Origin of the sequence: Micromonospora sp. CA-248260, from assembly GCF_050942205.1 — a bacterium.
Classification (GTDB): domain Bacteria; phylum Actinomycetota; class Actinomycetes; order Mycobacteriales; family Micromonosporaceae; genus Micromonospora; species Micromonospora antibiotica.
The window spans coordinates 5,565,965-5,578,607 of record NZ_CP192021.1 but is presented as its reverse complement, the minus strand read 5'-3'; the positions used below and the strand labels follow the sequence as shown (position 1 = coordinate 5,578,607).

The following is a 12,643-nucleotide window of genomic DNA, read 5'->3' as shown; positions in this document are numbered from 1 at the left end:
GCCGGTGCGCCCCCGGTGTGCCTGGTGGCTGGCGTGCCCGACGGGGTGGTGGGGCGACGGCCCGGTGGGGCGCGGGTCAGCCGATCAGGGGCCGGAAGGTGCCGAGGGCGACGCTGACCGCGAGCGCGCCGCCGGCCAGGGTGGCGGCACCGGCGACCAGCAGCCAGTCGGCGGGACGGAACACCTGCCGGCGGGCCACCGTGCGCGGGGTGCCGGCGTCGAACCCCCGGGCGTCCATCGCCACCGCCAGTCGGGTGCCGCGCCGGATCGCGCCCACCAGCAGGGCGAACGCCGTGGCGACGAAGAGCCGCAGCCGGGCCAGCGGGTTGCGGCCGGCGTCCACGCCCCGGGCGCGGCGGGCCATGGTGAGCATCTGCCACTCCTGGCCGAGCAGCGGCACCAGCCGGAACGCGGCCAGCGCGCCGATGGCGAACCGGGCCGGGGCCTTCGCGTTCTGCACCAGCGCGTCGGCCAGGTCGGTCGGGTCGGTGGTGGCGAAGACGATCACTCCGGGCAGGGCGACCGCGAGCATCCGCAGCACCAGCCCGAGCGCGGTGACCAGCACCCCGGAGGTGACCAGCAGCGGCCCCGCCGTCCACAGCACCGGGCCGGACCGGTCGGCGGCGAACAGCAGCAGGGTGACCAGGATGCCGACGGCACCGGCCAGCAACGGCCACGCCCGTCGGGCCAGCACCCGGTAGCGGATGCCGAACAGCGGCAGCAGCGCCAGCTCGACGGCGATGGCGACCGCCGGTGCGACCGGGTCGAGGCTGGCCACCAGCACGAACGAGAAGATCAGCCCGGCTGCCAGTTTCGCCACCGGGTTACGCCGGGCCAGCGGCGCACCCGGCACCGCGACGGGCTCCAGGCCGATCACGGCTGCTCCCGGGCGGGGTGCAGGGTGACCGTCCGGTCGGCGAGCGCGGCGACGAAGTCCCGGTCGTGGGTGACGGTGACCACGCCGTGCCCGGCGTCACGCAGGTCGGCGAAGAGGTCGACCAGCTCACCCCAGGTGCGGCGGTCCTGGCCGAAGGTGGGTTCGTCGCAGATCAGCAGCCGGGGCGCGGTGGCCAGGGCGGTCGCCACGCTGAGCCGCCGGGCCTCCCCACCGGAGAGGGTGTACGGGTTGGCCCCGGCGAGCCGGGTCAGCCGCAACCGGTCCAGCAACCCGTCCACGGTGGCCCGGACGGCGACCTCCGGGCGGCCGGTCCGACGCGGCCCGAGGGCCAGTTCGTCGCGGACGGTGCGGGTGACGAACTGGTGCTCCGGGTCCTGGAAGACCGAACCGATCCGACCGGCCAGCGCGGGGGCCCGCCACCGGTGCGGGGGCGTACGGGCGTCCCTGTCGGCCAGGGCGGCGGTGCCGGTCAGTCGACCGACGCCGGGGCGGAGCAGCCCACCGAGCAGCAGCGCCAGGGTGGACTTGCCGGCCCCGTTGGGACCGAGGACGGCGAGCGCCTCGCCGGCGCGTACCGTCAGGTCGGTGGGGGCCAGCCGGGGTGGCAGGCCGAGCCGGTCGACGGTGAGCAACCCCGCACCGGGCGGCCCGGTGGCCGGCCGGGACCCGGTGGGGTGGCCGGGCACCCAGACACCCTCGGCGGCGAGCGCGGCACCGTGCGCGGCGAAGACCGTCGCCGGTGGCCCGTCGGCCCGGACCCCGCCACCGGGGGTCAGCACCACGACCCGGTCGACCAGGGGCAGGGCGTCGGCGACCCGGTGTTCGACCAGGACCAGGGTGGTGTCCGGGTCCAGCGCGCCGGCCACCGCGCCGCGCACCAGCTCCGCCCCGGCCGGGTCGAGGTTGGCCGTCGGCTCGTCGAGCAGCAGCAGCCCCGGCCGCAGCGCCAGCACCCCGGCCAGGGCGAGCCGCTGCTGCTCGCCGCCGGACAGCGCCGCGGTGGGCCGGTCCCGGGGGTAGGGGAAACCGACCCGGCGCAGCGCCTCGTCCACCCGGGGCCAGATCTCGTCGCCGGCCACCCCCCGGTTCTCCAGGCCGAACGCGACGTCGTCACCGCAGCGGGCCATCACCAGCTGGGACTGCGGGTCCTGGAAGACGGTGCCGACCCGTTCGCGGGCCTTGGCCGGGTCGAGGCCGTCGATCTCGACGGTGCCCTCCTGCTCGCCGGAGTCCGCCGGCAGCAGCCCGGCCAGCGCGGCCAGCAGGGTGCTCTTGCCGGCCCCGGACGGCCCCAGCAGCAGCACCCGCTCCCCGTGGTCGATGCGCAGGTCCACCCCGCGTACCGCCCAGGCCCGCCGACCGGCGTGCCGCCAGCCGAAGCCGACCAGCCTCACACTCGCCACGTCGCCGGCACCTCCATGATCGTCAGGAGAGGATCAGACCAGGGTGCGGTCACGGCCGGCGGGGAACCGGTCCAGCACTCCGGTCTCGGCCAGCGCGCGGGTCAGGTACCAACCGCCGACCCCGGCGACGACGGCTGCGCTGAGCACGGTCAACGCCGCGTACGGCAGGCGGTAGCTGGTCAGGGCGTACTCGGCGTTCCAGACGAAGAAGTCGAACAGGGCGGCGCTCAGCCCGGTCAACGCCCCGGCCAGCACCGCCACCGGCAGCCGGAACGACCGGTAGCGGAACGCGGCGAAGGCCAGCTCCGCGCCGAGGCCCTGGATCAGCCCCTGCACGATGGTGATCCCGCCCCACTCCGCGCCGAGCAGTGCGGAGACGGTGGCGGCGACGGCCTCGCAGAACAGGGCCGCCCCCGGCTTACGGATCACCAGGCCGCCGAGGACCGCCGGGACCAGCCACACGCCGTACATCACCGCCTGGCTGGCGGGTGCGGCGGCGAATGCCGGGTCGGCGGCCTTCCAGACCAGGCCCCAGGCCCAGAAGATGACGCCGAAGGCCACGGCGATCACGGCGGCGACCACGATGTCGATCGTGCGCCACCGATTGCTGTTGGTGGTGGTGTGCGGCATGTCGGTGCTCCCAGTCCAGCGATCGAACCAGGAGAAGACGCACGCCGCGCCCGGCGGCTGCCGGACGGCGGCGCGGCTGGAGGTCGACCGAACTCCCTGCGCTGGCATTACCCAGATCAGGTTCGAGGGTCTGCGGGCGGTGCCCGCACTCTCAGCGCTGTGCGCTCCCCTGTCGGATGTGAAGTTGTCTCGGCAGACGCTAGCACCGACCTGCGGCAACGGCCCAGCAGGTCATGGTTCCCGGCATTCGACGTCCCGGGCGCACACCGGGGCGCTGGGTAGGCTGCCGGTCATGCGGGTGGCGGCGCGGGGACTGACGTTCGACGTACGGGCCGGTGGGCCCGAGGGCGGCGAGGTCGTGCTGCTGCTGCACGGCTTCCCCCAGCACGGCGGGGAGTGGGACGCGGTGGTGCCCGCCCTGCACGCCGCCGGGCTGCGTACGTACGCCCCCGACCAGCGGGGTTACTCGCCCGGGGCCCGTCCCACGGAGGTGGCCGGCTACCGGCTGCCGGAACTGGTCGCCGACGCGGTGGCGGTGCTGGACGCGCTGGGCGTCGACACCGCGCACGTGGTGGGGCACGACTGGGGGGCGATCGTCGCCTGGGCGCTGGCCGCGCGGCACCCGGAGCGGGTGCGTACCCTCACCGCGGTCTCGGTGCCCCATCCGGCGGCCTTCGGGTACGCGCTGTCCACCGACCGTCGGCAGCGGGCGCGTTCGGCGTACATGACGTTGTTCCGCCGGGCGGGCCTGGCGGAGCGGGTGCTGCTGGCCGGGCGGGCGGTGGTCCTGCGTCGGCTGCTGGCCGGCGTCGGTGACTCCGCCCGGGTGGCCCGCTACGCCCAGCCGATGCGCGGGCCGGGCGCGCTGACCGGGGCGCTGAACTGGTACCGGGCGATGTCGGGGCGGGACCTGAAGGCGGTCGGTCCGGTGCCGGTGCCGACCAGCTACGTGTGGAGCGACCGGGACGTGGCAGTCGGGCGTACCGCCGCGCAGGCCTGTGCCCGGCACGTCACGGGGGACTACCGGTTCATGGTGCTGGCCGGGGTGACGCACTGGATTCCCGACGAGGCGCCGGGGCCCCTGGCCGAGGCGATCCTGGCCCGGGTGTGCCCGGCGGCCTGAGCCGCCCTGCCGAGGGTGGACCGGGCCGATCGGGGATCGTGAATCGGTTTCGGGCGATTGCGGATCGGGCACTGGCGTTGCTGCCGACGGGAGGTGCTCCCGTCGGTCGTACCGTCTCATCCGGAGGTAGCGCGTGTCGAAGGAATCCGAGAAGCAGCGCTGGCAGCGCAACTTCGCCGATCTGCTCCAGGAGTTGCGGGTCGCCCAGACCGGCGTGCAGATCCTCTTCGCCTTCCTGCTGACCCTGCCGTTCAGCAACGGTTTCACCCGGACGAGCGAGTTCCAGCGGGACGTCTACATTCTCGCGCTGCTGTCGGCCGCCGCGGCCACCGCGATGATCATCTCGCCGGTCGCCTTCCACCGGGCGCTGTTCCGCCAGGGTCGTAAGCCGGAGCTGGTCCGGTTCGCCCACCGGATGGCCACCGGCGGCCTGGCCTTCATGCTGGTCGCCATGGTGAGTGCGGTCCTGCTGATCGCCGACTTCGTGCTCGACACCGGCATCGCCGTGGTGCTCACCGTGGTCACCGGCCTGTGGTTCCTGACGTTCTGGGTCATCCTGCCGTTCGTCCGGCGCAGCTGGGGTGAGGACGACATCGACGACGACGATGACGACCCGGTGGTGACCAACGGTGACTGATCCCGCCCTCGGGCGGTGAGGGACGCAGTGGGCCGGGCCCACCCGGGCCGACGGCGGTCGGGGTGGGCCCCGCTTCGCGTGTCGGCCGGATCGTCAGCGGGCGATGGCCCAGGCCAGCACGGCGGCCAGGATGAGCCCGTTGAGCAGCGCCAGCACCAGGTACGCCTGCGGCGGGATCTTGCGTCCGCGCCGGACGAAGCTGACCAGTACGGCGGCGTACGCCAGCAGCAGCACGGCGATGACGATCAGGAAGTAGAGCACCGCACCACCCTAGACGAGGGGGTTGCGGTGCCTGGCGACCGAGCGCGACCGCCTGCGGCCCGGTGCGGCGTCATCTGGCGTGCCGGTTCGACCGGGCGGAGGTGGGAGAGCAGATTAATATCGAGTAACATCGATTTTTGCCTCCTCTCGTCCCGGGGTCCGGCCATCGTCGCGGGGCTCGGGCGGCCGTCCAGATGGGGGCGGGCGACGCCGGCCCGGCACCGGCGACTAGGAGCAGATCATGAGAGCAGCGCGACGACGTGTCGCCGGACTGGGCGCGATCACGCTGGCGGTCCTCGCGGGCGGGGTGGCGGTCGCGGCCGGGAACGCCACCGCGGCGGCGACCGGCTGCCGGGTCGACTACAAGGTCACCAGCGAGTGGCAGGGTGGCTTCGGCGCGGACGTGACCATCACCAACCTCGGTGACCCGGTCTCCGGCTGGACGCTCACCTGGGCCTTCGCCAGCGGGCAACAGGTCACCCAGGCGTGGAACGCCACCGTCACCCAGAGTGGGACGGCGGTCAGCGCGAAGGACGTCGGCTACAACGCCGCCATCGGCACCGGTGCCGGCGTCAGCTTCGGCTTCAACGGTGCGTGGACCACCGCGAACCCGGTCCCCACCGGGTTCGCGCTCAACGGGGTGTCGTGCACCGGCGCGACGCCGACCGCGACGCCCTGCCCACCGCCGTCCACCCCGCCGACCGCGACGCCCACGCCCACCCTCACGCCCACGCCCACGCCGCCCCCCACCCGGACGCCCACCCCCACCCCGACGCCCTCGACGCAGCCGCGGGTCACCGTGTGGCTGGCCGGGGACTCCACGGTCGCCAACCCGTCGTCCAGCGGGGCCTGCCCGGTGGGCTGGGGCAACCAGTTCGGCCAGTACCTCAACGGCAACGCCACCGTGGTCAACAGCGCGGTCGGCGGACGCAGCATCCAGACCTGGCTGTACGACCCCAACGTCACCACCACGATGAACTCGGCCGGCGAGTGCGTGATCAACCCGCAGACCTACTCGACCCGCTGGCAGGCCATGCTCAACGCCAACGGCGGGATGAAGGCCGGCGACTACCTGTTCATCCAGTTCGGCATCAACGACGGCAGCGCCACCTGCAACCGGCACGTCGGCTCGGCCCGCTACAAGGAACTGCTCGGCGTGATGGCCCGCGCGGCCCAGCAGCGCGGCGCGTACCCGGTCTTCCTCACCCCGGCCGCCGCGATCACCTGCTCGGGCAGCACCGCCGTGGGCAACCGGGGCTTCCTCACCGAGACGTTCGACGCGGGGCGGGCCAACAACGTCCCCGTCATCGACCTGCACAAGCTGAGCTACACGCTCTACAACACGCTCAAGCTGTGCCCGAACAACGGGGACTACAACTCGGGCGCGGTGGGGGCGTTCTTCTGCGCCGACCACACCCACTTCGAGACGGCCGGGGCCCGGCAGATCGCCGGTGTGGTGGCCACCGCCCTGCGTAACCAGCAGTTGGGCCTCGCGGCCTACCTGCGCTGACTGTGAGCCTGGTGGAGTCGGTTCAGCAGTGGTGAGCTGAATAGCTGGCGTGCGGTCGGGCGGCCCCGGACCGGGGCCGCCCGACCACGGTCAGGACAGCGCGCAGGCGGTGCCGTTGAGGGCGAACCCGGTGGGTCGGCTGTTCGCGCCGGTGGCGTCGGCGAGGAAACCGAAGCTCGTCGTCGCGCCGGCCGCGATCGCACCGTTCCAGTCGGCGTTGGTCGCACGGACGGTGCCGCCGCTCTGCGTGTAGCTCGCGTTCCACGCCTGGCTGATCCGCTGGCCGTCGGCGAAGCTCCACTGCAGCGTCCAGCCGTCGACCGGGGCCGTGCCGGTGTTGCGGATCGTCACCTCGCCCTGGAATCCGCCCTGCCATTGCCCGGTGACCGAATACCCGACGGCGCACCCGGTCGCGCCGGCCGGCGGCGTGGTGGGCGGGGGCGTGGTGGGCGGTGCGGTGGTGGGCGGGGGCGTGGTGGGCGGTGCGGTGGTGGGCGGGGGCGTGGTGGGCGGTGCGGTGGTCGGCGGGGGCGTGGTGGGCGGTGCGGTGGTGGGGGTCGGCGTCGGGGTGGTGGTCAGCTTCGCCGCGACGATCGGGGCGAGCCGGGCCGTGATCGCCCGGTGCCCGGCGTCGTTGGGGTGCACCGAGTCGCTCAGCCCGTCGGCCGGCAGCCAACCGGTGGTGTCCACGTAGAACACGTTGCGGTCGCCGCCCCCGGTGACCGTGTTGACGGCGGCGGCGGTCTCCGCGGCGTACCGGCCGCTGAAGGTGCGCAGCGCGAAGATCGCCGCGCGCGGGTACTTCCCCCGCACGGTACGGATGAACGTGGCGTACTGGTTCTGGAAGTCCGCGCCGCTCACCCCGTGGCTGCGGTCGTTGGTGCCCAGGTTGATCACCACGGCGTCCGCCCGGTAGCGGCTGAAGTCCCAGGCGGGGCTGGTGGCCGAGTATCCGGTGCGGAGGAACTGGCTGGCGACGCTGACGCAGCCGTCGGCGGTGGCGACCAGGCAGCCTCCGCCGTAGCCGAGTTGGGTGTGCTCGGTGCCGAGCTGCTCCCCGGTCAGCCACCCGTACGCGGTCAGCGCCGTGCGCGACGAGGTGGTGCCGAGGGTGATGGAGTCGCCGACGAACTCGATCAGCTGGGGCCGCACCGCCGCCGGCAGGGTCCGCGCCCCCGAGTCGAGGGTCAACCCCTGGAACACCGCGTCCCCGGTGTACGAGCCGGCGACCACCCGGTACGACACCACCAGCGTGTGGTTGCCGGCGCGCAGCGGGGTCGGGGTGAGGTTGACCGTGCCGCTGACGTTGGTCAGGTAGCGGAAGTCGGCCCCGTCGATGCTGTAGTAGAGGTCGATGGTGCGGCGCTGCCGCAGCTTGACCGTGGTGCCGGTGAACCCGGTCCTGAGGTAGGCGCCCGCCCAGTTCGGCACGTACGCGCTGCTGTTGCTGCGGTCCCAGCGGCCGACGAAGGCGATGTTCGCGTCGGTGGGGGAGCCGTCACCGGTGGCGGCGCTGGCCGGGGGCAGGCCGATGAGTGTGGCGGCCAGCACCGCCACCACCCCGGCGGCTCCCGCCGCGAGGATCGACCGACTGCGGGACACGGGCATGGGGGACGCTCCCTCTCCGGGCCGTCCGTGCCGACGCACGACGACGGCTTGCAGACTTAAGACATTCACCATCATCTAAGCCTGCGGGCCGGGGGGACACAACAGGTGACGGTGCCTAGCGACCGCCGCGCAGACCGAGTCGGCGCAGCTCCAGGGCGGCGAGCGCGTCGACGGTGGCGTCGTCGCCCCGCCGCCACGCCTGCGCCACGTCCGGGTCGATCCGGGTCAGCCGGCGCAGCGGCTGACTGGTCAGCGCGCGCAGGGCCAGTAGGTCCCGGCCGGCCGGCCCGGCGGCGAGGGCCTTCGCCGACGCGGCCCGACGCATCCAGCGCAGCCGCAGCGGCAGCCAGCCGAACAGCACCAGCCCGAGCGGGAAGACCAGCACCGCGATGCTCAACGCCCACGCCAGCTGACCGACCAGGTCCTGCTGGTCGCGGCCGGCCTCGGCCACCGCCCGGGCGGCGTCGGCGGCCTTGGTGAACGGGCCGGTCAGCTCGTCGCCGACCAGCGGCACCCGGCCCACCTTGCCGCCGGCCTCGGCCAGGTTGTCGGCGAGGCCGCCGCCGGCCCCCTCCAGCTTCCGCCCCGGTACGGCGAGCTTCTCCACCAGGTCGTACAGCCACATCGCGAAGCGGATCGCCGCGTAGACCCAGACGACGACGAGGAGATCGGTGAGGAACTGGCGGAGGGCGACCGGAAAACGGTCAGCGTAGATCTTCACGGCCGACAGCGTGCCACGACGCGGGCCGCCCGGCACCCCCCGCGCGCCCGGTCGCCGGCTCACCGGGGGACGACGGCCCCTCCCCGGCATGGCTGACCGCGTCGGCCACGATGTGCGCGACATGCTCGTCGACCAGGGCGTACGCGATCTCCCGGCCGCGCCGGGAACCCCGCACCACCCCCGCGCCGCGGAGCACCCGCAGGTGCTGGGAGACCAGCGGCTGCGGGGCGCCGAGCTGCTCGACCAGCTCGTGCACACACCGCTCACCCTGGGCCAGCTCGCTGACGATGGCCAGCCGGATCGGGGCGGACAGCGCCCGCAGCAGCTCGCCCGCGCCCTCGAACGCGTCGTAGCCCTGGGTGCCGGTCACCCCGTAACGGTAACCAATACCAGTGACGGTTCGTCGGTCGGCGTCACCGCAGCACCACCTCGTGCGGTTCCGGGGCGGTGACGGCGGCCGGGGTGGCCCGGCGGCGCAGCACCCGCCAGCCGGCGGCGGCCAACGCCACCACCAGGAACGACGCGATTGCCAGCAGCACCACCGACGCGCCGGGGGCGGTGTCGGCGGTGGCCGCCACCCAGATCCCCGCCCCGGCGGCGAACAGGCCGAGCGCCATGGCCGCCGTCATGGTGCTGCGGAAGCCCCGGGTGACCTGCTGCGCGGTGGCCACCGGCACCACCATCAGCGCGCTGATCAGCAACACCCCGACGGCCCGCATGGCGATGGTGACGGTGACCGCGGTGGCGACCGCCAGCAGCAGGTTCAGTGCCCGCACGGGCAGCCCGGCCACCCGGGCGTACTCCTCGTCGTGGCAGACCGCGAACAGCGCCGGGCGCAGCGCCAGCATGAGCACCGCGATGCTCGCGCCGAGCACCGCGATGGTGGTCAGGTCGGCGGGGGAGGTGGTGGTGAGCGAGCCGAACAGGTAGGCGTTGAGGTTGGCGCTGCTGGCGTCGGAGAGGCCGACCAGCATCACGCCACCGGCGATGCCGCCGTAGAACAGCAGCGCCAGCGCCAGGTCACCGGAGGTGCGGCCCCGGGCCCGGACCAGCTCGATGGTGACCGCGCCGAGGATCGCCGCGACCACCGCCACCAGCACCGGCGACCGGTTGAGCAGCAGGCCCGCCCCGACGCCGGTGAGCGCGACGTGGCCGATGCCGTCACCGATCAGGGCCAGCCGCCGCTGCACCAGGTAGATCCCGAGGGCCGGGGCGGTCAGCCCGATCACCAGGGCGCCGACCAGCGCCCGCTGCATGAAGTCGTACTGGAAGAGGTCCATCGTTCAGCTGCTCCACAGCCCGGCGGGCTCCTCGGGACCGTGCGGGTGCACGTGGTCGTGGTCGGGCTCGGCGTGGTGCCCGGCCGGTTCCGGCACCGCGCCGTCATGGCAGACGCCGCCCTGGTGCACCACCACGGCCCGGCTGATCAGCGGACGCAGCGGCCCCAGCTCGTGGGCGACCAGCAGCACGGTGCCGCCGGTGCCGACGAAGTCGTGCAACGCCCCGGCGAACGCCTCCTGGCTGGCCGCGTCGACCCCGGCGGTCGGCTCGTCGAGCACCAGCAGCTCCGGCTCACCGGCCAGGGCGCGGGCGATCAGGGTGCGCTGCTGCTGGCCGCCGGAGAGGGTGGCCACCGGGTCCCGGGCCCGGTCGGCGAGGCCCACCGCGCGCAGCGCCGCGTCCACCGCGGCCCGGTCGGCCCGGCCCGGTGGGCGCAGCACACCCCGGCGGGCCAGCCGCCCGGAGGCCACCACCTCGCGGACGGTGGCCGGCACACCGCTGCCGGCCCCGAGCCGCTGCGGGACGTAGCCGATCCGGTGCCACTGCCGGAACCGGCGCTGCGGTACGCCGAACAGCTCGACCGAGCCGGTGCCGAGTGGGACCAGCCCGAGCACGGCCCGGATCAGGGTGGACTTGCCGGAGCCGTTGGCGCCGAGCACCGCCACCACCTCGCCGGCGGTGACGGTCAACGAGACGTCCCGCAGCACCGGGCGGCCGTCGTAGCCGACCGAGGCGTGCCCGACCTGGATCACGGGTGTGGTCACGAGCACCCCAGGGCGGTACGGAGCGTGGTCAGGTTGGTGCGCATCACCGAAAGGTAGTCCCCACCCCCGTCGACGGAGAGCCCTTCGATCGGGTCCAGCACCGCGGTCTTCGCGCCGACCTCGGCGGCGATGGTCTCGGCGACCTTCGGGCTGACCAGCGTCTCGAAGAAGATCGTGGTGGCGCGGTGCTCGCGGGCCTCGCGGGCGACCTCGGCCAGCCGCTGCGGGGCGGGCTCGGTGTCGGGGGTGAGCCCGGTGAGGCCGATCTGCTCCAGCTGGTAGCGCTCGGCGAGGTAGCCGAAGGCGGCGTGGCTGACCACGATCTCCCGGCGTTGGCAGGTCTTCAGGCCGGCGGCGTACTCGGTGTCGAGCTTCTCCAGCTCGCCGCGCAGCGTCCGGGCCCTGGTCGTGTAGTCGGCTGCCCGGTCCGGGTCGACGGCGCCGAGCCGCTCGGCCAGCTGGTCGGCGACGGTGGCCAGCCGGGTCGGGTCCAGCCAGAGGTGCGGGTCCTTGCCGCCGCTCTCCTCGGCGTGACCGTCCTCACCCTCGTGGTCGTGCCCGTCGGCTGTCGCGTCCCGCAGCGGTGCGACGGTTGTCACGTCGAAGGCCCGGTCGGCGGCGTTCTGCGCGACGGCCTCGTCCACCGCCGGCTGGAAACCCTTGAGATAGAAGACCAGTTCGGCCTGGCTGACCTGGCCGACCTGCCGGGGGTTGAGTTCCAGGTCGTGCGGCTCCGCACCCGGCTTGGCGAGGTTGGTGACGGTGACCGCGTCCCCGCCGACCCGCTCGGCGACGAACTGGAGGGGATAGAAGGCGGCGACCACGTCCACCCGGTCCGGGTCGGCCCCGGCCCCGTCGGTCGAGCAGGCGGTGCCACCGGTCAGGACGAGCAGGGCGGTGGCGACGGCGGTCAGGGCGCGGGGCAGGGTGCGGGCGGTCATGTCGGCAACTGTCCGTGAAAACGAGAATGATTGTCAAAAACGCATGAGTGCATGTCAGAAGAGCTTGACCAGGGCCACCGTGGCCAGCAGCGTCAACATCACCAACCGCAACAGCCGGGTCTGTGGCGCCTGCACCGGCCAGGTGGTGGCCAGCAGATAGGCCAGCCCGGCGGCCAGCGCCAACAGCAGCAGCCCACCGACCGGGCCGGGCGCGAAGAGCGCCACCAGCACCAGCGCCAGGGTGGCGAGGAACACCGACGTCGGGTTCGCCCGGGCCAACCGGGCCAGCAGAGGGCGCTGCGTAGGCTGCATCCCACAGACTCTACGAGGAGGAACCCGGTGCTGGTCACCAACCGGTTCGTGGTCGCCGTCGAGGCGTCGGACGACTTCACCGCCCGGGCGCACGCCGCGCTGGCCGCGCTCGCCGCCCGCCCCGGCTACCTGCGCGGTGAACTCCTGCGCGCCCTCGACGACCCCCGGCACTGGTGCCTGCTCACCGAGTGGGAGTCGGTCGGGACGTACCGGCGGGCGCTGGGCGGGTTCGACGTCAAGATCACCGCCGTGCCGTTGCTCGCCGAGTCGGTCGACGAACCCTCGGCGTACGAGACGCTGGCCGGCGCCGCCCCCGACGGCGAGGTGGTGGTGGTCGACAGCGACCGGGCCGCGAGTCCGCACCGCTGAGCCCGGTCGGGCCGCGTGCCGTAGCGTCGAGCCTGATCGGGCCGCGCGTCCGCAGCGTTGAGCCCGGGGGCACTACCCTGCTCCTATGACCGCTCCCGGCCCGGCAGCCCCACCGCCGTACCCCGCGACACCCGGCCCGGACGGCACCCCGCCGTCGGTCGCCCCGGGTGCCCCGGGTGTGCCCG

General features: G+C 74.0%; 14 protein-coding genes, 1 pseudogene and 1 riboswitch. Of the genes and pseudogenes, 4 read left to right on the top strand and 11 right to left on the bottom strand.

Translation table 11 applies throughout. From position 1 onward, the window contains the following. Window positions 1-76: 76 nt before the first annotated feature. Genes ACQP2H_RS23940 through ACQP2H_RS23930 form a run of 3 tightly spaced genes read right to left on the bottom strand, consistent with a single transcriptional unit; the run spans window position 77 to window position 2,931 of the window. The gene (locus ACQP2H_RS23940) at window positions 77-877 is read right to left on the bottom strand and encodes an energy-coupling factor transporter transmembrane component T family protein (RefSeq protein ID WP_219464266.1); all 801 of its coding nucleotides are present in this window, start codon (window positions 875-877) and stop codon (window positions 77-79) included. After that, window positions 874-2,301: an ABC transporter ATP-binding protein gene (locus ACQP2H_RS23935; RefSeq protein ID WP_357535665.1), complete on the bottom strand. Its 1,428-nt coding sequence runs from the start codon at window positions 2,299-2,301 to the stop codon at window positions 874-876. The genes ACQP2H_RS23940 and ACQP2H_RS23935 overlap by 4 nt, the downstream gene beginning before the upstream one ends. Before the next feature lie 33 nt (window positions 2,302-2,334). Next, window positions 2,335-2,931, bottom strand: coding sequence for an ECF transporter S component (locus tag ACQP2H_RS23930; RefSeq protein WP_208570095.1), 597 nt, complete (start codon window positions 2,929-2,931; stop codon window positions 2,335-2,337). A 75-nt stretch (window positions 2,932-3,006) separates the two neighbouring features. Beyond that, window positions 3,007-3,112: riboswitch (TPP riboswitch) on the bottom strand. 111 nt (window positions 3,113-3,223) lie between these two features. On the opposite strand from ACQP2H_RS23930, the gene ACQP2H_RS23925 reads away from it, so the two are divergent. Together ACQP2H_RS23925 and ACQP2H_RS23920 are read left to right on the top strand one after the other, a co-directional pair. Beyond that, window positions 3,224-4,054 (top strand): alpha/beta fold hydrolase, encoded by an 831-nt coding sequence (locus ACQP2H_RS23925; protein ID WP_433228955.1) that lies wholly within the window; start codon window positions 3,224-3,226, stop codon window positions 4,052-4,054. Between the two features lie 133 nt (window positions 4,055-4,187). Further along, window positions 4,188-4,691, top strand: a complete 504-nt coding sequence (locus ACQP2H_RS23920) for a DUF6328 family protein (RefSeq protein WP_219464261.1) — start codon at window positions 4,188-4,190, stop codon at window positions 4,689-4,691. A 93-nt stretch (window positions 4,692-4,784) separates the two neighbouring features. Here ACQP2H_RS23920 and ACQP2H_RS23915 read toward each other — a convergent pair whose 3' ends face one another. Next, complete coding sequence (locus tag ACQP2H_RS23915; protein ID WP_204926308.1) at window positions 4,785-4,952, bottom strand: hypothetical protein; 168 nt, start codon at window positions 4,950-4,952, stop codon at window positions 4,785-4,787. Between the two features lie 241 nt (window positions 4,953-5,193). Between ACQP2H_RS23915 and ACQP2H_RS23910 the strand changes: the two genes are divergently transcribed. After that, window positions 5,194-6,462, top strand: coding sequence for a cellulose binding domain-containing protein (locus ACQP2H_RS23910; RefSeq protein ID WP_433228952.1), 1,269 nt, complete (start codon window positions 5,194-5,196; stop codon window positions 6,460-6,462). Between the two features lie 90 nt (window positions 6,463-6,552). Here ACQP2H_RS23910 and ACQP2H_RS23905 read toward each other — a convergent pair whose 3' ends face one another. From ACQP2H_RS23905 to ACQP2H_RS23875, 7 genes and pseudogenes are all read right to left on the bottom strand, one after another. Then, entirely contained in the window at window positions 6,553-8,070 is a 1,518-nt protein-coding gene (locus ACQP2H_RS23905; RefSeq protein ID WP_433228950.1) for a cellulose binding domain-containing protein, read from the bottom strand. A gap of 115 nt (window positions 8,071-8,185) precedes the next feature. Next, entirely contained in the window at window positions 8,186-8,791 is a 606-nt protein-coding gene (locus tag ACQP2H_RS23900) for a hypothetical protein (RefSeq protein WP_208570090.1), read from the bottom strand. Between the two features lie 67 nt (window positions 8,792-8,858). Further along, window positions 8,859-9,161 (bottom strand): annotated as a pseudogene (locus ACQP2H_RS23895) (ArsR/SmtB family transcription factor); the annotation flags it as partial. Window positions 9,162-9,204: 43 nt separating this feature from the next. Further along, complete coding sequence (locus ACQP2H_RS23890; RefSeq protein WP_219464259.1) at window positions 9,205-10,071, bottom strand: metal ABC transporter permease; 867 nt, start codon at window positions 10,069-10,071, stop codon at window positions 9,205-9,207. A 3-nt stretch (window positions 10,072-10,074) separates the two neighbouring features. Beyond that, window positions 10,075-10,836 (bottom strand): metal ABC transporter ATP-binding protein, encoded by a 762-nt coding sequence (locus tag ACQP2H_RS23885; RefSeq protein ID WP_219464258.1) that lies wholly within the window; start codon window positions 10,834-10,836, stop codon window positions 10,075-10,077. Continuing rightward, a complete protein-coding gene (locus ACQP2H_RS23880) occupies window positions 10,833-11,777 on the bottom strand; it encodes a metal ABC transporter substrate-binding protein (protein WP_433228947.1) in 945 nt (314 codons plus the stop codon). The genes ACQP2H_RS23885 and ACQP2H_RS23880 overlap by 4 nt, the downstream gene beginning before the upstream one ends. A gap of 54 nt (window positions 11,778-11,831) precedes the next feature. Then, on the bottom strand, window positions 11,832-12,089 hold the full coding sequence (locus ACQP2H_RS23875; RefSeq protein ID WP_219464256.1) for a DUF6703 family protein: 258 nt from the start codon (window positions 12,087-12,089) through the stop codon (window positions 11,832-11,834). Window positions 12,090-12,116: 27 nt separating this feature from the next. On the opposite strand from ACQP2H_RS23875, the gene ACQP2H_RS23870 reads away from it, so the two are divergent. Next, on the top strand, window positions 12,117-12,458 hold the full coding sequence (locus tag ACQP2H_RS23870) for an antibiotic biosynthesis monooxygenase family protein (RefSeq protein ID WP_208570085.1): 342 nt from the start codon (window positions 12,117-12,119) through the stop codon (window positions 12,456-12,458). Window positions 12,459-12,643 lie beyond the last annotated feature (185 nt).

Bases quoted from the DNA above. Each gene is read 5' to 3' on its own strand.
- ACQP2H_RS23930 (WP_208570095.1), bottom strand. From the start codon at position 2,931: ATGCCGCACACCACCACCAACAGCAATCGGTGGCGCACGATCGACATC.
- ACQP2H_RS23925 (WP_433228955.1), top strand. From the start codon at position 3,224: ATGCGGGTGGCGGCGCGGGGACTGACGTTCGACGTACGGGCCGGTGGG.
- ACQP2H_RS23910 (WP_433228952.1), top strand. From the start codon at position 5,194: ATGAGAGCAGCGCGACGACGTGTCGCCGGACTGGGCGCGATCACGCTG.
- ACQP2H_RS23905 (WP_433228950.1), bottom strand. From the start codon at position 8,070: ATGCCCGTGTCCCGCAGTCGGTCGATCCTCGCGGCGGGAGCCGCCGGG.
- ACQP2H_RS23890 (WP_219464259.1), bottom strand. From the start codon at position 10,071: ATGGACCTCTTCCAGTACGACTTCATGCAGCGGGCGCTGGTCGGCGCC.
- ACQP2H_RS23880 (WP_433228947.1), bottom strand. From the start codon at position 11,777: ATGACCGCCCGCACCCTGCCCCGCGCCCTGACCGCCGTCGCCACCGCC.
- ACQP2H_RS23875 (WP_219464256.1), bottom strand. From the start codon at position 12,089: ATGCAGCCTACGCAGCGCCCTCTGCTGGCCCGGTTGGCCCGGGCGAAC.